This is a genomic window from Ketobacter alkanivorans (assembly GCF_002863865.1).
Classification (GTDB): domain Bacteria; phylum Pseudomonadota; class Gammaproteobacteria; order Pseudomonadales; family Ketobacteraceae; genus Ketobacter; species Ketobacter alkanivorans.
This window is the reverse complement of sequence record NZ_CP022684.1, coordinates 4,395,759-4,415,016: the sequence shown is the minus strand read 5'-3', so window position 1 is coordinate 4,415,016 and position 19,258 is coordinate 4,395,759. Positions and strand designations below refer to the sequence as shown.

At 49.5% G+C, this 19,258-nt stretch carries 19 protein-coding genes; 4 read left to right on the top strand and 15 right to left on the bottom strand.

The features are described from left to right. Window positions 1-6: 6 nt before the first annotated feature. From Kalk_RS18880 to Kalk_RS18845, 8 genes are all read right to left on the bottom strand, one after another. Window positions 7-534 carry a type II secretion system protein gene (locus tag Kalk_RS18880; RefSeq protein WP_158643589.1) on the bottom strand — a complete coding sequence of 176 codons (528 nt, stop codon included), beginning with the start codon at window positions 532-534 and terminating at the stop codon, window positions 7-9. Window positions 535-570: 36 nt separating this feature from the next. Then, the gene (locus Kalk_RS18875; protein ID WP_101895732.1) at window positions 571-2,337 is read right to left on the bottom strand and encodes a GspE/PulE family protein; all 1,767 of its coding nucleotides are present in this window, start codon (window positions 2,335-2,337) and stop codon (window positions 571-573) included. 5 nt (window positions 2,338-2,342) lie between these two features. Beyond that, window positions 2,343-2,810 (bottom strand): type IV pilus biogenesis protein PilP, encoded by a 468-nt coding sequence (gene pilP / locus Kalk_RS18870; protein WP_101895731.1) that lies wholly within the window; start codon window positions 2,808-2,810, stop codon window positions 2,343-2,345. Between the two features lie 8 nt (window positions 2,811-2,818). After that, complete coding sequence (locus tag Kalk_RS18865) at window positions 2,819-3,292, bottom strand: hypothetical protein (protein WP_101895730.1); 474 nt, start codon at window positions 3,290-3,292, stop codon at window positions 2,819-2,821. 1 nt (window position 3,293) lies between these two features. Beyond that, a complete protein-coding gene (locus tag Kalk_RS18860; RefSeq protein ID WP_158643588.1) occupies window positions 3,294-4,175 on the bottom strand; it encodes a hypothetical protein in 882 nt (293 codons plus the stop codon). 3 nt (window positions 4,176-4,178) lie between these two features. Beyond that, window positions 4,179-5,729 carry a type II secretion system protein GspD gene (locus tag Kalk_RS18855; protein WP_101895728.1) on the bottom strand — a complete coding sequence of 517 codons (1,551 nt, stop codon included), beginning with the start codon at window positions 5,727-5,729 and terminating at the stop codon, window positions 4,179-4,181. A 15-nt stretch (window positions 5,730-5,744) separates the two neighbouring features. Then, complete coding sequence (locus tag Kalk_RS18850) at window positions 5,745-6,266, bottom strand: hypothetical protein (protein WP_101895727.1); 522 nt, start codon at window positions 6,264-6,266, stop codon at window positions 5,745-5,747. Between the two features lie 80 nt (window positions 6,267-6,346). After that, window positions 6,347-7,087 (bottom strand): hypothetical protein, encoded by a 741-nt coding sequence (locus Kalk_RS18845; protein ID WP_101895726.1) that lies wholly within the window; start codon window positions 7,085-7,087, stop codon window positions 6,347-6,349. A 135-nt stretch (window positions 7,088-7,222) separates the two neighbouring features. On the opposite strand from Kalk_RS18845, the gene Kalk_RS18840 reads away from it, so the two are divergent. Next, window positions 7,223-8,809 (top strand): hypothetical protein, encoded by a 1,587-nt coding sequence (locus tag Kalk_RS18840; RefSeq protein WP_101895725.1) that lies wholly within the window; start codon window positions 7,223-7,225, stop codon window positions 8,807-8,809. Window positions 8,810-8,868: 59 nt separating this feature from the next. On the opposite strand, the gene Kalk_RS18835 is transcribed toward Kalk_RS18840, so the two are convergent. The 7 genes from Kalk_RS18835 to tssA all read right to left on the bottom strand — a co-directional run bounded on the left by Kalk_RS18835 (window position 8,869) and on the right by tssA (window position 17,460). After that, window positions 8,869-10,455 carry a sigma-54-dependent Fis family transcriptional regulator gene (locus Kalk_RS18835; protein WP_158643587.1) on the bottom strand — a complete coding sequence of 529 codons (1,587 nt, stop codon included), beginning with the start codon at window positions 10,453-10,455 and terminating at the stop codon, window positions 8,869-8,871. A 120-nt stretch (window positions 10,456-10,575) separates the two neighbouring features. After that, window positions 10,576-11,592, bottom strand: coding sequence for a type VI secretion system baseplate subunit TssG (gene tssG / locus Kalk_RS18830; protein ID WP_101895723.1), 1,017 nt, complete (start codon window positions 11,590-11,592; stop codon window positions 10,576-10,578). After that, window positions 11,556-13,343, bottom strand: coding sequence for a type VI secretion system baseplate subunit TssF (gene tssF / locus Kalk_RS18825; protein ID WP_158643586.1), 1,788 nt, complete (start codon window positions 13,341-13,343; stop codon window positions 11,556-11,558). The genes tssG and tssF overlap by 37 nt, the downstream gene beginning before the upstream one ends. Before the next feature lie 2 nt (window positions 13,344-13,345). Continuing rightward, complete coding sequence (gene tssE / locus Kalk_RS18820) at window positions 13,346-13,762, bottom strand: type VI secretion system baseplate subunit TssE (RefSeq protein ID WP_101895721.1); 417 nt, start codon at window positions 13,760-13,762, stop codon at window positions 13,346-13,348. A 60-nt stretch (window positions 13,763-13,822) separates the two neighbouring features. Continuing rightward, on the bottom strand, window positions 13,823-15,292 hold the full coding sequence (tssC, locus tag Kalk_RS18815) for a type VI secretion system contractile sheath large subunit (protein ID WP_101896397.1): 1,470 nt from the start codon (window positions 15,290-15,292) through the stop codon (window positions 13,823-13,825). A 44-nt stretch (window positions 15,293-15,336) separates the two neighbouring features. Beyond that, window positions 15,337-15,822 carry a type VI secretion system contractile sheath small subunit gene (gene tssB, locus Kalk_RS18810; protein WP_101895720.1) on the bottom strand — a complete coding sequence of 162 codons (486 nt, stop codon included), beginning with the start codon at window positions 15,820-15,822 and terminating at the stop codon, window positions 15,337-15,339. Window positions 15,823-15,861: 39 nt separating this feature from the next. Then, a complete protein-coding gene (gene tssA / locus Kalk_RS18805) occupies window positions 15,862-17,460 on the bottom strand; it encodes a type VI secretion system protein TssA (RefSeq protein ID WP_101895719.1) in 1,599 nt (532 codons plus the stop codon). A 134-nt stretch (window positions 17,461-17,594) separates the two neighbouring features. On the opposite strand from tssA, the gene Kalk_RS18800 reads away from it, so the two are divergent. Genes Kalk_RS18800 through Kalk_RS18790 form a run of 3 tightly spaced genes read left to right on the top strand, consistent with a single transcriptional unit; the run spans window position 17,595 to window position 19,244 of the window. Further along, window positions 17,595-17,942: a YbjQ family protein gene (locus Kalk_RS18800; RefSeq protein ID WP_267892406.1), complete on the top strand. Its 348-nt coding sequence runs from the start codon at window positions 17,595-17,597 to the stop codon at window positions 17,940-17,942. Window positions 17,943-17,946: 4 nt separating this feature from the next. Then, window positions 17,947-18,390: a YbjQ family protein gene (locus Kalk_RS18795; protein ID WP_101895717.1), complete on the top strand. Its 444-nt coding sequence runs from the start codon at window positions 17,947-17,949 to the stop codon at window positions 18,388-18,390. A 2-nt stretch (window positions 18,391-18,392) separates the two neighbouring features. Beyond that, window positions 18,393-19,244 carry a M48 family metallopeptidase gene (locus tag Kalk_RS18790; protein ID WP_101895716.1) on the top strand — a complete coding sequence of 284 codons (852 nt, stop codon included), beginning with the start codon at window positions 18,393-18,395 and terminating at the stop codon, window positions 19,242-19,244. Window positions 19,245-19,258: the final 14 nt, after the last annotated feature.

The window sequence follows — 19,258 nt, the reverse complement described above, 5'->3', positions numbered from 1 at the left end:
GGAGCGTTATGAGCAGCTGTAAACGATGATTAAGCCGCTGCTTGCATCTCCCACCGCGCCCCCAGTAACACTGACTACCTGAGCGCGACCTGTAAGGTTTGCTTCCAAGTCAGCCTGCACGGTATCGGCGTTGGTCCCCACCAAAGGGAATTCAATCGTGATCTCTCGAGTATCATCATTAAATTCAGCAGTCCACACATCATCCCAAGGAGTATTCGCCGCAAGGCCTCGATTCACCAGGTTGGCTTTGGTTGCCTCACCACCTGCTGTGTATGTCTCGTCTCCAATGGTGAACTCATCATCAATAGCCCGACAACTGGACATATGGCGCGCTCTAAACGAAGAAATAGCACCGGGTACGTTTGAGGTCAGAAACGCGGTAGCCAAGCCAATCTTGGCATCATCACTAGACTGGTTGATCTCGATGGTGATGTACACTGCAATCATAGAGATGATCGCTACTACTGCGATCAATTCCACCAACGTGAAGCCCTTGCTGTTTAAACCACGATTGTTCAACTGCTTGTTGCCCATGTTATATCCTCTATCCATTTGGTCAGAATAATTGAATTAAGCTTGCTCTATATCCAGCAGAGCTTCATCTGCTTTGGTGTAGGCTCGGCCTACCGGTTTACCGTAATCGGCTTTGCGATAGGCTCGCGCTACCCGAATGGGATTGATTTTGTTTTCCAGCGCCTCCAGAGTGGTTACCCCCTCTTTCACCAACCGGATACCGTCATCCCATAGATCATTAAACACACCGCGCTGACTTTGCTGACGCCGGATTTCATTGGAGGGAACGCCCTCGATGATCTCTGTTTCGGCCAGTGGATCATTAAGAAACAGTTCACACACCAAATGCCGTCCGGTGTAACCGAAATTACAGTGTTGGCATCCTTCTTTATTAGACACAACAGGCACTAATATATCGGGGTTTTTTAGCTCCGGAACGTGCTGATATTTGGCCCAAAGCTCTTTTGATTGCGTAATGGGCAACATGCTTGAGCAATGCGGGCAAACTTTGTTCACCAAACGTTGCGCGGTGACCGCCATCAAGTTCTCTGCCATCAGGGCATTATCCAGCCCCAGGTTTCGCAAGCGGTTAATGGCACCATGAGAATCGTTAGTATGCAGAGTGGTGAGCACTAAGTGCCCAGTCATACTGGCACGCAACGCCAGCTCTGCGGTTTCGGCATCACGGATCTCCCCCACCATAATCACATCTGGATCGTGACGCAGTAGTGAGCGCAGGGCCTTGGCAAAACTCATATGCTTGGTGACTTCCAGGGAGGTAATGCCATCCAGCTGATCCTCTACCGGATCCTCAATGCTGTAGATGGCCTTTTCAGGGAAGCTGTCACGAATGTCTTTCAGTATGGCTTTTAGTGTGGTGGATTTGCCGCTACCGGTGGGGCCCGTTACCACCAGCATGCCGTTGGCACGATGGCCCAAACTACGTAGTTGAGCTACATGCAGGGGGCTTAAGCCCAGACTTTCAAGCTTGTTCACGCCACGCTGGTTGTTCAGCAATCGAATGGTGATTTTGGGCTGGATTTCTGAATAAATCTTAACAGGTGCCATTTCAAGCCGCATGCTTACTTGCTTATGGGCAGATTGAAACACCAAATACCCACTGGTGGGTTCCAGATAGTTGTTTTGCTTGCCGACTCGCTCCATCAGATTGTTGGATACCAGCCGAAAGCGTTCCCGCTCGATGGTTTGCAACCCAGGCACTCGGCACACTTGGCAACGGCCATCTACCCGAAACTTAATCACGCCACCATGGGATTCTGGATTAATGTGAATATCACTGGCACGCAGAGCGATGGCTTCGTTCAGCAGTTCATCCACAAAGCCTTTGGCCCAGGCCCCGGATACCTCTGCTACGGATACCCCATGATCGTAACTGGCCTGCACCACCAGATCGGAGTCGAAATCGGACATGGCCAAAATGCCGAGTTTTTCGAATTTGAGTTTATCTTTGGGATCATTTTTGCGCCGCATCAGCGGCTCAATCTGGGCTCGATCATAGGGGTTCGACACATACAGAACCCGATCCACAATCAACCAGGGGCAACGATCATTACTGCTGCGTACCAAGCTATCACGATCTTTTACTATGCCGTTAAACAGCTCACGTTTGAACAGGGCAGACAGCGCCTGCGCCAGCTTGACATCATCGATGCCTGCCTCCCACAAACGTGGCACGATCTCACCTGCCTCAGTGGGCAAAGGCAGGTTGCGGGAAGACTGTTCAGACAACGCCGCCCGATTGGTCAGCTCCTGAAGCAACTGATCAAACTGTTGGTGTAATCGCGAATGCTGTTTTTCTGTCATTTAATCTACCAAACGATGTCGATATCGTAGCGCATGCCATCTTTGTGCAATCGCACGCCATCACGCATGCTGATGGCAACAACACGATAGCCGCCCGGCAGTGTTTGACCTACCTTGCCAAACACCTTGCCATCCTGGGTATCAAATGCCGCACGATCGTTTTCTATATGTAGCACCTTGGGTACTGCATCCTTCTTTTTGGATTTGGCGGAAGCCTGCTTGTCAGTAGACGAACTTTTTGATGCCGATGCAGGTGCCTGAACCCCTAGATCTGATACATCACCACCGTATTTCTGGATCTCTTCAACGTATTTGGCAATCTCTGCACGCTGCTTGAGCAACTCTGCCTGATATTCCAAACGCTGAACCTCCTTGGCCCGTTCAGCTTCTTCCATCAAAATTTTGGAACCGTCCATTTCTGCCTGCGCCAACACAGACACACCCATTAACCCCAAAACAATATATCGTTTCATAGCATCACCTATTCACTTCCCAGCACGGAAAAACCAAGAGTGGCATCACCGTTTTTAATCGAAATCTGATATAAAAATGTAGGCACGGTCTGCTGGATCTCCAGCGCCGCCACTAACACTGATCCAACACGCCCCTTCAACTCACCATGCCAAGCCTGCAACGGCCCGTCGTACATGTCGCTGTGCTTGGTTCCCAGCACGCTGACCTCCACGCCATAACGGGTGGCGATCGCTGGAATGTATTTCCATTGATTCTGTACCGGAGGCAACACTTCAAGCTGCGCCAATCGCTCTGCCATGGTGTTGAATTCCTGAATATTCTCTTCGATAACCTGGACATTTTGGTTATCAATAGACCGCAGACGAGCCGTCTGGCTCTCATAGACCTCTTTGGAAGCGATAAACAGTACCGCTCCTATCGCAACCCAATGCACCCAGGTCCAGTGGCGAACAAATCCAATGTTGGTCAATGCGTTCTTCATATCAACCACCCCGAGTTTTCATCTTGATGGTGACTATACCTTTGGGATCATATTGACTGGTGATCCAGTTAAGATCAGATAGCGGCTTGAACCCCTCTTCACTACGATAAGTCAGCGTGATCGATTTTGAATCAATGCTTTGCTTACCCGTAGTTTCTATATTGGGATACTCTTTCCACAATACCGCCAAGCGCTCCAAAGTCTCTTGATCGTTTGGCACTTCGGTCAATCGCGTGGTACGCAATTTGTCCAAACCGCTTTGCAAATCCGACAGCATGGCGCTCTTACTGGCTAATTGCTGGTGGGCACGATCATAAATTTTGCCTAAGATCAGATTCACCCCAAATGCAATGGCAATAACCACAACCATAGAAATCACAAGATATGACCACCCCTTGCGGGTAACCAGCTGCCGTTCGAAGCGCAATTCAGCGGCCAGCTTTGCCTCTTGCTCTGGCAAGACCAACTGCTCAATATCCGCTTCAACCAACAGGGCCTCATCCAAAGAAAAGCCTGCGTCTGCTGCAAAAAATCCAGCTTCGTATATGCCTGAATACTCTGCCCTACCTAGATCACAGTGAATGTAGTAGCCATCTTCCTGAGTGATGGGAATGATCTGCAGCGTGCGTTTAAATGAAACAAGCCCGCTTTTGATCAACAGATGCCACATACCAAACACCGGATAATCAGGGTAACGCTCTCGCATCTCCTCGATATCGCTCTCCCGCACGTGTATGGCTGGGCATGTATTGGTTGCAGGACAGGACTCGACATACTGGTGCTGCTCACTAATGGGTACCGGCCCCACCAAATCAGGTACAAGTAAAACCTCCCTGCCCTGAATGGTAACGGGTCGTTTAATGTAATCCGCCAGTGAACTCACCAACTACACTCCCTCTACGATCGTGGGGGTCACAGTCAGCACCAACTCACGGCGGCTAAGCTCATTAGATTCCGATCTGAACAATGGATTAACCACTGCCTGAGTAAAGGCATCCTTCCAGGGAAGATCCTGCAGGCTCTTGGCCACGGAGCGACGAATGAAGCCACCCAACTGGATTGGCTTGCCGCTTTCGGTGATAACCTCAGTAGAAAGCTCGTTCAATGCAATATTGGGGACTTCGTATTCCAGCCCTTGGAAGGTATATTTTTTACTGCCGGAGATGGAGCTGATGACTGGCCATATCTCCAGCATGATTCGACCATCACCCAGAATTCTGGGGGTTACCGCCAAGGTTACACCCACACGTACTGAGTTCAGAGTTGCCGTAGTACGGTCATTGTTGTCATCGCCTTCTTTGGTTTCGATTTCGCCTATAAAGGTGATCTCTTCACCTGTGGAAATATAGGCGTAGGAGCCGTTACGAACGGTCACATTGGGCTGGGTAAGCAGCTCAACTTCACCATATTCACTCAGGAACCGAACAATGGCGTCTGCATTCACTGAACTGCTTTCATAGCCAACATTGGCCGAAAAGATCCCGTTGGTATCGCTCACTACGTTTTTACTGGATGAAGAACCACTTGCGTTGGCGAGAATACTATTAAGGCTGAAATCCAGCGGATTGCCATTAATGGTGGCATCCTTCAATGCCAACTGAGTCCAATCTATACCGGCACCACGATCATCATTGAGGGTGACATCGTAGGCTTGCACATTGATATTGACCTGACGCTGCCCCCGAGTGATCAAATTAGAGATAAATTCATCCAATGCGTTCACACGATTAGCCTGCCCACCTACGCTTATGGTGCCAACAGAACGAACCGCCTGTACGTAGGGCTCAAGCTCCGAGGTCTCGTCTTTTTTCGACTTTTTCTTTGTCGCATTAAGGATGTTGCGGGCCCCATCTACCAGGATCGACCACTCATCATCGGTATATCGGCTCTCAATCGCGTTATCCTTGCCACCACTGGAGGAGCTGCCTCCATCAGACTGAGTGGTGGTCGATTCCGTATTGAAGGTTGAGCCAACTTTCAATTTAACGGTGCGATGGGAAGCAAAGGCAGCAGCATTCCATTCTTTACGCACGAAAGAGCGCACGGTAACCACACCGTTGCTGTATTCGATGTCATAACCGCTCACCGCTTCAAGGTATTTGAAATAGTCTTTCAAATACATGCCCTGTGCAAATACGCTGACTTCACGGTTTAACTGGACGTTCTGATCACCAGGGACAATATTGACATCATCCAATTGCTTGCGAATGGCATCAATCAACGCCACCTTTCCACTAAAACTAACCTGCCTGTTATACACTGCCTCTTCAGGGGTGACTTCCCGTATATAGGTGTCACTGCGCTCAACTACCAGCTGAGTTGGCTTGTCCTGCAATGGTTGGTATTTTTCGTCTTCGTTGTAAGGTGTTACCGCACAACCCGCCAGCAAGCCAGCCAGCACAAAAGAGGAGGAAGCAACTTTGATATTAAATGACATGATAAAAATCCCCTGTTAGCGCTGACTGATGACGAGTAAGGGCTTCTTGGTGCCCTGCTCATCTTTAAGATCGAAGAAGTATTGATGTTTTAAACCAATTGGGGACAGCAGATCACGTAACGCCTGATCGCGACTTTTAGTGCTCACGTACTGAAAGCGTTTCTGCAGAATCTCTTTGTTGTTAACATCCACCATAATGCGCCAGTCATTAGGCATTATCGCGGTGGCGATCTCTTCAACGGTTCCGGCAGCAATCTCAACCGCAACCTGGCCACGCTGGATTTCTATGGGGCTAAGATCAACAGGCGAATCATTAACCACTGAGCTTTGATTTATCTGATTCGCCTGCTTCTGGGCATCCAGCACAATCTGTTCGGCGATTTGTCTGGCCTCTTCTATTGCAGCTTTTGCATCAATCAGCTCCTGCCTGACCGATTCCAACTCCGCCGCTTGCGCAGAATCCTGCACAGCCATTGCTGTGTTTGCTCCACACAGCACCCCAATAAGCGTCAACCCTAACGCAACAGAACGATTCATGAGCAATTACTCCAAAAGATTTCCAAACAAACGCTATATAAGACGGTTAGCACGCAAAGATTTAGCGAAAATCTGCGCAATTAATTGGCCGCTAGTGCAGCCGATTGCACATTAGTGCGTACCTGTGGGCCTTCACCCAAGATAGTTACCAATGAATCATGGCGCTTCACAGCATCCCCCTCATGCAGATAAGCCCCAACATATATAAAGTAACTTGGCTTATCAGGGTTTGATCCGCGCCATTTATCCTGCTCGTTGGCTGCTTCCAGCTTGTCCCACATATCATTCCAGGGCTTGGGTTCCGGATAGATATAGACCAATGAGTAGTTGTATTGAGGCTGACGGGATTGGGTGTAAGTAACCTGGGTGACGACGTCACCCTCGCGATTGCGCTGCACGCTTCCCGCAACCGCTATTTGTGGTGATATTTCAGTGACAGCGTAATCAACCTCATGAGAGGGCGCTGGATCCTGATTTGGCTGTTGTACCGGGAGCTGATCAATGGACGCGATCGCTTTATCAATAACCTTAACCGCTTGATCCGCCTTCTGCCTCAGTCGCGCTAGGAAGTCGTCCGCAACGGACTCGGATGCCTGGGGGCTGGCCTGCGCGGCCACCGGTGTAGAAGGCTCGCCAAGCTTAGCCTTCAACCGCGCGATCTCTTGTTCCAATTCATAAAATCGCTGCCAGTAAGGATCTTGAGCGGCGGCAGATTTTGGCTCGAAGTATCCCTGATCCTCAGCCGGCGCGAACTCGCCAAACAATGAACAACCCGCCAACAAGCTGACAGCAACCCCTGCAAAAGCAATATTCTTTACCATTCCAAGCCACCCTGATCTATGACATCTACAGTTTTCTCTAAATGGAAGACAGGCAGGGGTTAAAAAAATGCCCATTTATCTGCCTCCTTTTTACCCGTCGATGTCTATTTATGAGACTGTTCGGAGAGTATGCAGATGGAACGTACGGCAAAACCCTTTTTGATCACCGCTATTTCAGCTTCATTATTGATAGTTGCTGCGATCTGGAGCCAGTTCCACTATCAACACGCTGCTAATGAACAAACCCAACATTTGTTGTTACTGCAAAAGCTGCAAGATGGCATCGAGCTATTGGTGGCGGAATCCCAAAAGCTACTTCTGGACGACAAGAAACTCGGCAACGTGCAAAAACAGCATGACCTGAATATCGTGTATTATCAGATCATCGACCAAGGCAGTCTCAAACTGGGGATCGCACCGCTACAATCCACACAGATCCAGGATCTGGCAACACTCACGTCACAATTCAGTCAGTTTTCCTCTGCGGCGGCGGCGCTGATTCAAGATAGAGCAAACGTGACAAAACTTTCAGAAAGCCGAGAAACGGTGGTGTTGGCAGCAAAAAGTCTTGCAGATAAGTCAGCCAGTCTGGCTCAGGGGCTGCTTCAGATTGACGGGGCAAGTGAACACATTGCAGCCAGCTATAGCCTCGCTATGGCACTGAACAACCATTATCTAAGTGTTATGCAGGCGTTTGATGTCCAAGGTGCGTACAAATCTCCTGATCTGGAGCAAGCTCGGCAATCCCTGCAAAATCTATCGACCGGCAAGTCTGCACCCGCATCGGCGATCATCAGGCGCAGCGCTGCCAATTTGCTCAGTGATTTAGAAGGCTTTGACACCTACTCACCCTCAATTGCACAGCATCACGAGCTTAAACAATCCATCAGCACGCGCCTTGATGCCCTCACAGAAACCCAAGAACCGCTGTCGTTAACCTTACAAACTCTTTCTGATCACCTGCAAACAGAAGGCTCCCCCCTCCTGCTGGTCAGTCTTGTCTGCTGGGTATCTGCGTTGGGGTTAATCGCTGGGATAACGTTCTACACAATGCATTCGACACCATCCAGCCTCAACACATCCGCTGCGAACACAGCCGCAATACCACCACCTGCGAGCGAGCAAACCAGCAGCCACTATCTGAACCAGTTGAAAACTGATAAGAATAAATTGATGAACGATATTCGCCCATTAGGTGAAGGTATTCTTTATATCCGGGCAGACGAACATCTGGAATCGACTGGCGATCTGGCCAGATGCCTAAACCAAAGCCGGGAAGCATTAATACTTAAAATAGAAGCTCTACGTAAAACAGTTTACACACTACAAGCACGGCTGGATAAGACAAATGCAGACTCAGCCGAGGATAGGGCATTACCCAATATCAGCATTGATACAAGCCCGATTGAGAATCTTACCTTTAAAGCACAGGCAGAACTTGAAGGTTTGCAGCGAAAAATTAACGCACTAAACTGGAACAACAGTGATGCTGCCAAAAGCCTGCTAACGCACTGTCTGAGGGCAGATCGCATTTTAGACGAAGTACGCGTTCGGGTTAAAAAAGGTTGGCAGGAAATGCTGCATGACTCTCAAGCGGGGGCTTCTAATCAGAATGCCGCCAACGCAAATGCGGCTATCGCTGTACTGATTAATCAAATGAAGGATAACTTGGAAGAGTTTCAAACCGAAGCCCCCAAACCCCGCCGAAAGCAGTCTGCATAATCAAACCCTATCGGTAAAACATTTGGAACCTCAAGTATCAACCCTACAGCATCACGCCTCTACCGGCGCTGCGCGCTTTTTTTGTCAGGTGTTTTGATATTGTACCGACTCATCTTATCAATCAGAGTTCTGCGTGGAATTTGTAGGGTTTCAGCCGCCCGTGTTTGATTCCAGTTGTTAGCCTGCAAATGCTGCTCTATGACAGATATTTCGTATGCATTAACCGCATTCTTTAACGACGAAAATCGGTCATCATTCAGCAAGGGCGTAATTCTGGTGCCGCCGGTTCTCCCCCCCATGGTTGCACTGGCCCCAACCTGCTGCATTGCGTCCGGCAAATGCTCTACCAGAATTGAGCCATCATGTTCACACAGTAAAACAGCACGCTCGATTGCATTTTGCAGCTCCCTTACGTTACCAGGAAAGCGATATTTGAGCAGAACATCCAATGCAGCTGGCGATAAGCCGGTAATTTTCTTGCTGTATTGCTTGGTATATTTACGAATAAAGTGATCCAGAAGTAGTTTTACATCAATATTCCTTTCCCTTAAAGCGGGAAGAGCTATGGGAAACACGTTGAGCCGGAAATACAGGTCTTCTCTGAACTCACCTTTCTGGATCTTGCTATGTAAGTTGCAGTGGGTAGCCGCGATCACCCTGACATCGACCTTCACTGACTCAGTTGCGCCCAATGGCCTAACCTCACCTTCTTGCAATACTCGTAAGATCTTGCTCTGTAGGTTAATCGGCATATCGCCAATTTCGTCTAGAAATATGGTTCCGCAGTTGGCCAGTTCAAACAATCCTTTCTTTTCAGTCACGGCTCCGGTAAATGCACCCTTCTTGTACCCAAACAGCTCACTTTCCAGCAATTGTTCAGGCAAGGCCGCACAATTTTGAGTAATAAACTGTTTGGCCTTACGTATGCTGTTTTCATGAATTGCTCGAGCAAACACCTCTTTTCCTGTACCGGTTTCACCCGTCAACAGAATACTGACCCCAGTATCCATTGCCTTTTCCATCAGCCCAAATACCTGCTGCATGGCATCGCTCTGACCGATGATATTGTAATCAAGCTTGCGGCTGCCTCGCTCTTTTAAAAGCTTGTTCTCTTTTTCCAGACGCTGATTGGTATCATTCAATAAGCCAATCAAATGATTATTAGTCTCAATCAGTAAAGCGTTGTTAATGCATACCGCGGCCTGAGCGGCAAATGCGCAAATGATGGCTTCCAATGACTTGAACGACACGTAGCGCCGATTGTAGGCATCTTTGGCATTAATGAGCTCAAGAACTCCAATGGTCTGCTTATCGTGATCACGCAAAGGCACCAAAATGAGGGACTGGGTTCGAGTACCATATAGTTGATCATGGCTGTAGACATAGTCCAGATCAAATCCGTTATAGCTGTACACATCGTCTATCAGCACAACCGAGCCGGTCATACCACAGAACATCAATGGATCATTCGTTGTCTGTGCGCCCACTTGCCCAAAGTCACGCACCTGATACCACGCGGCATTGGGCTCCCCATCATCCCACTGGGATATGCGCAGTTGCAGCTTCCGCTTGGTGACATCCAATACGTAAACTCGACCGGCGTCACAATTGGTAAAATTGCGCGCAGACAGAAGCACCTTGCTCAAAAGGCTTTGTACATTTCGCTCTGTTGCGAGAGAGGTTGTCGTTTCCACAAACTCCTCAATAAAACTAAGCGATTTTACGAGCTTTCCAATATCGTTCATGTATACAAAGACAGTCGCAGGTTAAATAGAATGATAATCTGACACACATATTCGCGTCGGTTCGTTTGTATCCTGATTGGCTCTATCACCAAGAGTAAGGTTCCAGCCCAATTCAGCCATATCGGATTGTGATTGGTCCATATTCACATCGAATGAACTGCTCCGATGCAGACATATGTCATAATCCTGTGCACCTTTTATCAGGTATTGCACCAGCTCAACCAACTCGCGAAAGCCAGATGTTCCCGGTAGAAATAATCGGTATTGATTAGGGCTCAAACTTCTAAGGTGCAGTAAAAACTTGCTGCTAGAGTCCTGGATGGTGTCCCCCATGATGAGATCATCACCCAACCGAGCGTTAGTTTTCCCCATTTCGTTGCATTGGCATTCAGGAACAGCCATAACACGTGGCACCCAGGGCTCGACCTCAACCACAGCAATTTTAAAATAATTAGCAATCACTTTAGTGATCACATCGGCGCTGCCATTGCCTCTAGCCAACAACCCGGCAAAAGGAAGCAATCGATACCACTTCAACGTGGCTTGATCAGTAAGCAAGGCCTGATCCAACCCGGCAAGAGATAACAGCCAACGAGAATAGTGATCCGCACCATCCGCACCGTATTGGATGTAGTAACGATACTTTTCCCAACAATTCTGCAACAAACTGATCAGGCGATGATTGAAGAGATCCATTAAATCCCGGCTTGGGTGCCTGGGATCAGATGACTGCAACACACGCTCGGTGTAATACACAGGTAATGGCGAAGCAGGCCCATACAAACCCATAAAACTGACGGTAAGCTCTATAAATTGCTTGTCTGCTTCACCCAGCCAGCCCCCTGACTCAATATCAGATGCAGGAAAGCCTAAGCTTGCCAGTGCACGATAACGCAACGCCAAACCTTGCTCATTTGTCTGGTTGTATATTTCACAAAACTGGCGTAGTAGAGCGTTCAATTGGAAGAATGAATACTCCCGAACCTGCTCCAATTCGCCGTTTATAGTAGCGGGTACGAGCCGGTTTTTGGTTTCCATTCATATATCTCGCCATTCTCAACACCATGCACATACAGGTGATGAAAACAATTCATTGTGCAATTCAATGCAAAAAACTCATTCAAAACCGAAGCAAATATGAACATATCGCCCTCATTGGCGAAGTGGCTCTCCTTCAGTCTCAAGACTGTTTTACGGCCACGCACCGGCAACCCGCGATGGATACGATCTTCAAACCCGCCTTGAATTCCATCAAATGCATCGAGCCGATGCTGACTGGTTAACGCCTGCTGACGGTCGTAGTAGCTTTTGTAATCGTACGTGGACAACACCGCTTTCAATGACTTTAGATTGGTGAGGGACATGTAATTGAGCGACATGTTAGATATGAGCCGCCAATGGAAGCCTTTATCCAGCGGTGGAGCAAACGACGGCGTGACATGGGTAATGTTTTCGAAGGTGGCATACTCAGGACTGCTGCCAGTTTCTACACAAATGTCACCGACTCCCAGCAACGTTGGCAGATGTCGGTTTGTGCATATTAAGTCGATTGAAACCGTTTCAGTCTCCGGAAATACGCTATGCTCGTACTGATTAACAAAGCTGAGATAGCTATCTAGCCCGTAACCCGTCACCGCCGGTTTTTGACGCTCACGATAATAACGTTTGTGGTTATCGACTGGTGCCGTCTCAAAATGCTCAAATGATTCGAAGCGTTTGAATAGCTGGTTTTGGTGGCTCCGATGCCCCCACCCCTGCACATTGGTAATATCAAAAACTTCGTAGTGGGACGGGTCTTCTCCACTGGGAACCACTCTGTATTCCGTTTTCTTGTGATCTGCCCGCACCGGGATAGCGTCATGCTTGAACAAATTTACTATCGGCGTACAGAACAACCTGAAATTGTCCTCGCTGATATTTACGTGGGTATCCAGCGCCCGCTCAAACTGAAATTTCAGTTCAATGGATTTCGCTGTTGCAACCCGCTCATCCCGCGCAGCGCGTTCACGAATGCACTGCAGGTCTTCTACCTGGAAGAAATGGAATTTTTCAGGTAACGCATAATATTCCTGAATGAGCCTGTACCCATTCAATAGATAAGGAGATACCGGCAGAAGGTTCTCATGATCACCAAAACCAGTCGGCGTAACCGACTGCTCCGACAAGCGCGTTACCAGTATCTCATCACCGTCGTTGGTGTGGGCCACTACATCGATAGCCGACAGATAACGAAACAACCATAAATACAGCAGCTGCGCCACATGGACCTCGCCATGTAGATATACAGGCAACTTATCCAGTTTGATATCCTGCCAAGACACATGAGCCGTGAGGCCAATCAAGACTGACACACTGGCTCCTGATGGCCTTTGGTGCTGCCGTGTCGATAACACTTCCAGAGGCAAAAGCTCTACATCGTAACAGGTTTGAAAAGCGCAGGCGGTGCCATCCACTCTTCGCGACTCCACTTCAATACCTTTTGCAATGGTTTGCTTCTCTGACAGCGTGGATAACGGCGTGAACTGGAGCATCGACATGGCTGGAATCGGACGTAAAAAGTGAGGCCACATTAACGCCATTAGCGAATGAGTTACCTCCGGCAGCTCGTCATCCAGTTTTTGCCGTAATCGGCCAGTCAGAAAAGCGAAACCTTCCAGCAATCGCTCAACGTCCGGATCCTGGCCTTCCACCGTAAGAAACGGTGCCAATCTTGGATTACGCTCTGCAAACTCGCGCCCCAGCTCTCGGATGTTGGTTAGTTCGTCATGAAAATATTTGTTGAACGACACCGTTATATCCTGACCGTTGCCTGACCGGAGCCGGTCAGCACAGTATCAAATGCTACTCGGGAAACCTGTTCCTGGTAACGCAAAGTACCTTCGATGGCGTACTTCATATGTAGGGGCTGATCCGGATCGGGCACATAATAAACACTGACGCTCTCCAATCGCGGTTCGTATTCTTCGATAAAATGCTGTATCGCGTTGCGAATATAGAGCACAGCATCGGGAAACTGATTCACTACGTCATTAAAATCCGGCATTCCGAATTGGTGTAGCGCTTTAACACTGCCCACCCTAACATTCAGCATATTCTGAATATTCAAAGTCACACTATCGAGAAAAGCGTTCCAATCAAACTTGGTAGTGTAACTGGCCGGGAGGACTTCGTTGTCCAACCGATCCAACAAGCTATGCTCTTTTCTCATATATTCGAACTCGACGTGTGGGCTAAAAGGCCGACACCCAAAAGGTATCGGCCTGCATCATCAGGATTTTTCCAACTTACCCACTAACGAGAGCTCAAAATCCGCGCCCATATACTTGAAATGGGGACGTACTTTCAGGTCTACGCGGTAAATACCGGGTTGGCCTTCCACATCTTCCACAACAATTTGTGCAGAGCGCAGAGGTCGTCGACTGCGAACTGCAGCAGAGGGGTTCTCCTGGTCGGCCACGTAGGCACTGATCCAATGATTTAACTCGCGCTGTAGCTCAACTCGATCTTTCCAGGTGCCGATGTTCTCCCGTTGCAGCACTTTCAAGTAGTGCGCCAACCGGTTAACAATAAACATATAAGGCAACTGGGTGCTGAGTCGGAAATTCAGCTCCTTGGCCTTAGCTTCTTCATTGTTGCCGAAATACTTGGCCTTCTGTACGGAGTTGGCGGAGAAGAACGCCGCGTTATCACTGCCCTTACGCATGGTCAGGGGAATAAAACCTTCCTCAGAGAGTTCAAATTCCTTTCGATCAGAAATCAGAACTTCGGTAGGCACCTTGGATTCCAGCTCACCCATGGACTCATACACATGAACAGGCAAATCCTCGACCGCACCACCGCTCTGTGGCCCGATGATATTGGGGCACCAGCGGAAGTTTGCGAACGATTCAGCTAACCGGGTTGCGAACGCAAATGAGGTGTTTCCCCACAAATAGTTTTCATGGGATCCACTTACGGTTTCGGTATAGTTGAAACCTTTGGATGGGTTCTCTTCCGGGTGATAAGGTGAACGCAACAAGAAGCGTGGCAGGGTCAGGCCAACGTATTTTGAATCCTCTGATTCGCGGAAGCTGCGCCATTTTGCGAACTGCGGACCTTCAAATATGGAACTCAGTTCTTTTAGGTTTGGTAGCCCTTCAAATTCATCCAACCCGAAAAATTTCGGGCCTGCAGCAGCAATAAAGGGTGCATGAGAAACCGCCGCAACGGCAGCGGTATTCTGAACCACTTTCATGTCTGCTGAGCTGGGGTTGAATTCGTAATTGGATATGATAGCCCCAACCGGTTCACCACCAAACTGACCATATTCCGCCGTGTAGGCCAGCTTGTAGAGTCCTGACTTGGTGATATCGGGAGCATCCTCAAAATCGTCATACAAATCCTGCTTGGAGGCATTCAACATTTCGATTTTGATGTTCTGGCTAAAATCGGTGCGATCTACCAGCAACTTCAGGCCACGCCACGCAGATTCCAGGGACTGGAAATCCTTATTATGTAAGATGTCATCCATTTGCGCGCTGAGCTGCACATCCAGCTCATCAATCATTCGGTCAATCAGGTTTTTATTGACGCGCTCTTCTTTGTTTTCTGGACGCAACAGCTCGGCTATAAAAGCGCCAACGCCACGTTTGGCGACATCATAACCTTCATCGCCTGGGTTCATTCGGGTTTGGGATACAATTTGGTCCAGCAACGAGCCTTCGGTAACTTCCAGCGCGTTTTCGCCATTTTGTACCATGCGTTCGGGGTTGCCCATGATACTCTCCTGATTAGTAGAACTTATTAACCTTCAATTTTCAGTTCGCCCAGCACAACTTGGCGCTGTTCATCGTCTTCCAGAATGCTCTCAATCGCTTTGCGGAAAGCAGGCACGTTGCCAAGAGGACCTTTTAGGGCCACTAAAGCTTCACGCAATTCCAGCAGGCTTTTCAGCTCTGGTACCTGGCGGGCAACATTCTCAGGGCTAAAGTCTTTCATAGACTCAAACTTAAGGCTGACCCCCATCTCTGCGCCTTCTTCATCGGACAGACGGTTTGCAACGGTCATGTCCACGCCGATTTTCTGGTTGCGAAGCACATCGTTAAAGTTGTCTTTATCAACATTAATGGGCTTGCGTGCCTCAATAACCCGATCATCTTCGCGTTGGGTAAAATCGCCCACAACCATCATTTTAAAGGGCAGCTCTACTGACTCCTGCGCCCCTCCATGTTCTGAGCGATATTTGATGTTAATGCGCTCTTTTGGCGCTACCGTACCCTCTTTAGACATAACGTTTCCTTTCCTGGTTAGTCGTTAATTAACTTCTGGTTAATGGTTGGTTAGATCGAATGCCAACGCCAGATCGAGTTTGCACAACCGGGCATGCAGCTTTTCTATCTTTTGATTCCTGTCATCTGTAACTTCATTCTGCTGATAACAGCGCAACAGTAATTCAAGAATCCGTTTTGATACCTGGGGTTCCCACTCCTCCACTCCCTGTTGGGAGAGCTGGTTATCCAGGCTTTCCAACAATGGCAAGGCCAACGCCTGCATGCCCTGTTCGAAACAAAAACGCGCTTGATTAAAACGCCACAGTGCCTGTTCCCGTAACGACGTAGAACAGGACACTCCACTCTGAAACAGCGCCAGTGCTTCTCGCATTTTCTTCTCACCAGCAAGATCCTGGGCCTGTCTATACGCGTCCTCCCAGTCTTTGCTGATTTCGGAGGTATCGATCACCAACGCCGAGCCAGCGCTGCCGCCACTGGACTGCCCGAGGGCCTGTACCCACTGGCGCGTTTTGTCATCTGCAAAGGGCGTGTCGTCATTAAATGTCAGTGTGACTACATCCGGGAAGCGCTTAACAAAACTCCGCACGCTTTGTTTAACCATGTCCGCAGGGCCTTCTGCATTCAACTCCTCAAGCGCTTCACACACCATGCGCTGTCCGGTTATCCAAAACGGTGATTTCACCAAGCTTTGCTCGATTTCCACCACTAGATCCTGCCACCGCTTCTCTTGATATAGCGCATTCAGCACGTCCATTTTCTCTTTGGATACTGGTCGTAACTGGGTTTTGGTAGCCATGGCCGGAGGTAGCTGATTCACGCCCAACCAGGTTATGAAACGGTTGATGCGGAAGGCCTCGCTATCTAACGGGTTTTTAGACGCGATATGTTGACTGGCATGACGTAGCTGCTCCTGACAGGCGCGATACACTGCCATCAGGTCTCGATCACTGGCAACCTGGGCCGGCCCACTAACAGGGGCAATACTGGGGGTAGCCCGCTCCGGACTTACTTGAGTTGCGGATGCCTGAGAGCCGGACGGAGCAGCAGCGGATTGCTGCTTGTTTGCCTGTTCAACTTCAAGCCCCTGGCGCATACGGCGAAACGTTTGCCGAAACTCTGCCATGTTTGGCGCATTCTCTGCCATTTTTTCCAACAGCAAGTCATCCAATGCGCCCAAATTAATCTCAAGCGCCTTGATGCGTTCCAGATCATTTGCACCAGGGTTAAACTCTTCCAATAAGGGATGGCATTTCTCGACTAACCACTCGAATGCCTGGGAGCGTCCACGCAAGCGCTTCTTGGGGGGGAAAGCATGATCCCAAAAGGTATCAGCAATGCCTTTTCCGATCTGCAAGCCCTGATTTAGGCCATCGAGCAAATCCACCTCGCATAGGGAACGGGTAAGAAAGCAAGCCACCAGAAAGTCCTTGGACTCTTCTAGCAGGATCTGGCGAGCGGTGGCCGTGATATCGTTCCAGCGCACCGGGTCTTCTGACGTAAAGGAATCCAGCTTGGCAATTTCCTGCTCAATCGCTTCAAATGCCAGCTCCAGACGCACGTTCTCCCCTGCCGGGTTATCCCCCGCAATGGGTTGCGTGGCCAATAGGCTGATTTCTTCCGCCGTCAGCAGGCTCATTCAGGCTCCGTTTCTGTCAAAGTGTGCAGATTTATGTAAATAGAGACGGTTGACCGTTAAAAAACCGGCCTGTTTTTCAGAAAATCTTTTCACTTGTTTAAAGATTTGCAGGCAGGCATGCTTATTTCAGTTTTTTGACGCCATCAGGAGGCCGTTTCACCATGCTGGTGACCAATATTGAGACCATTCCAGGCAAGCGTGTTACACGGCATCTGGGAATGGTTCAGGGCAATACCGTGCGAGCCAAGCATGTTGGCCGCGACATCATGGCCAATTTCAAGAATTTGTTTGGCGGCGAGCTGAAAGGCTACACCGAGTTACTGCAAGAAGCGCGGGACGAGGCCGTCGAGCGAATGTGTGCACAGGCTGCGGCCATCGGTGCCAACGCGGTGCTGAATGTGCGCTTTTCGACTTCTTCGATCACGGCAGGGGCGGCGGAGCTGTTCGCCTACGGCACTGCCGTGGTGCTGGAGAGCGAATAGCGCTATGGATCAACTGATCATATTTGTTGTATTGATGGTGTTGGGATACACGTTTGGGCGCCTGGCGGAAACTCGCCACTTTAAGTCTATCCGCAAGCGCGAGCGAAGCCTGCAGAATATCCTGATCTTCAGTACTCGCTACTGCCCACCGGATAGCATCCCTGCAAGCACCACACTGGTAACCGGTAGCGTGGTGATATCGGTAGACTACTTTAAACGGTTTGTAGCCAGCCTACGCAACCTGTTTGGTGGCCCGGTGACCTCTTATGAGTCACTGCTGGAGCGAGCCCGGCGGGAAGCACTCCTGCGCATGAAGGAGGCAGCAAAGGCCCAGGGAGCCGATATGATTATCAACGTTAAAACCGAAACTTCCCCCATTTCTCAGGGCATTCAAAACAGTATGGGCTGTGTGGAAGTCATTGCCTACGGCACTGCTCTGACGCGCTGATCATGGAATACGAAAATCCACGCATACCTGAAGGCTCCAATATTACGCCCGTTCATCCACTTAAGGAGTTCGCTTGGCTGTTCACCGGACTTGTGGCGCTGATACTGATCACCATTCTCTCTTTGTCCTATCTGGCCGGAGCGTTGGCTCAGCATATTCCGTATTCTTGGGAAGCCCGCCTGCTTGATAAGTCCATCAACAAGCTGATGGAAAGCAGGGATCGACCCGACCATGAGCGTATTGAAAGGTATCTGCAAGGCCTGGCAGACGCCCTGGCCGCGCGCCAGGCACTGCCTCAAGACATGAAGGTAAAGATTCATTACTTCGATGGCCCGATGGTGAACGCTTTTGCCAGCCTCGGTGGCCATATTATGATCTTCCGAGGCGCGCTGGAAAACGTGCCCAACGAAAACGCTCTGGCCATGGTTATCGCCCACGAAATAGCGCACATTAAACATCGCGACCCTATCGTGGCTTACAGTCGAGCTATTACCGTAGGAATGGCCCTATCTAACCTGGTTGGGGCCGATCCCGGCGGCAGCATTGGACAATTGGCCGGCACCACCAGCGCCCTGACCCAATTAAGCTTCACCCGCCAGCAGGAAAGCGCTGCCGACAAAGAGGCCCTGCGGACTCTACAGGATTACTATGGCCACACCCTGTGGTCTGACAGCTTTTTCCAGTATGTAGTGGAGCGTAAACAAGGCAAATACCCGCCCAAGTTTCTCAGCAGCCATCCCAACCCAGAGGCCCGTATAGAACAGGCGCTCACTTTCCGCACAGAACACCCAGCCACCTCGCCAGCGGTGGCCACTGCGCTACCAGAATTTGTTTTGGCACTGAAACAGAGATAACTGCAGTAAGGTAG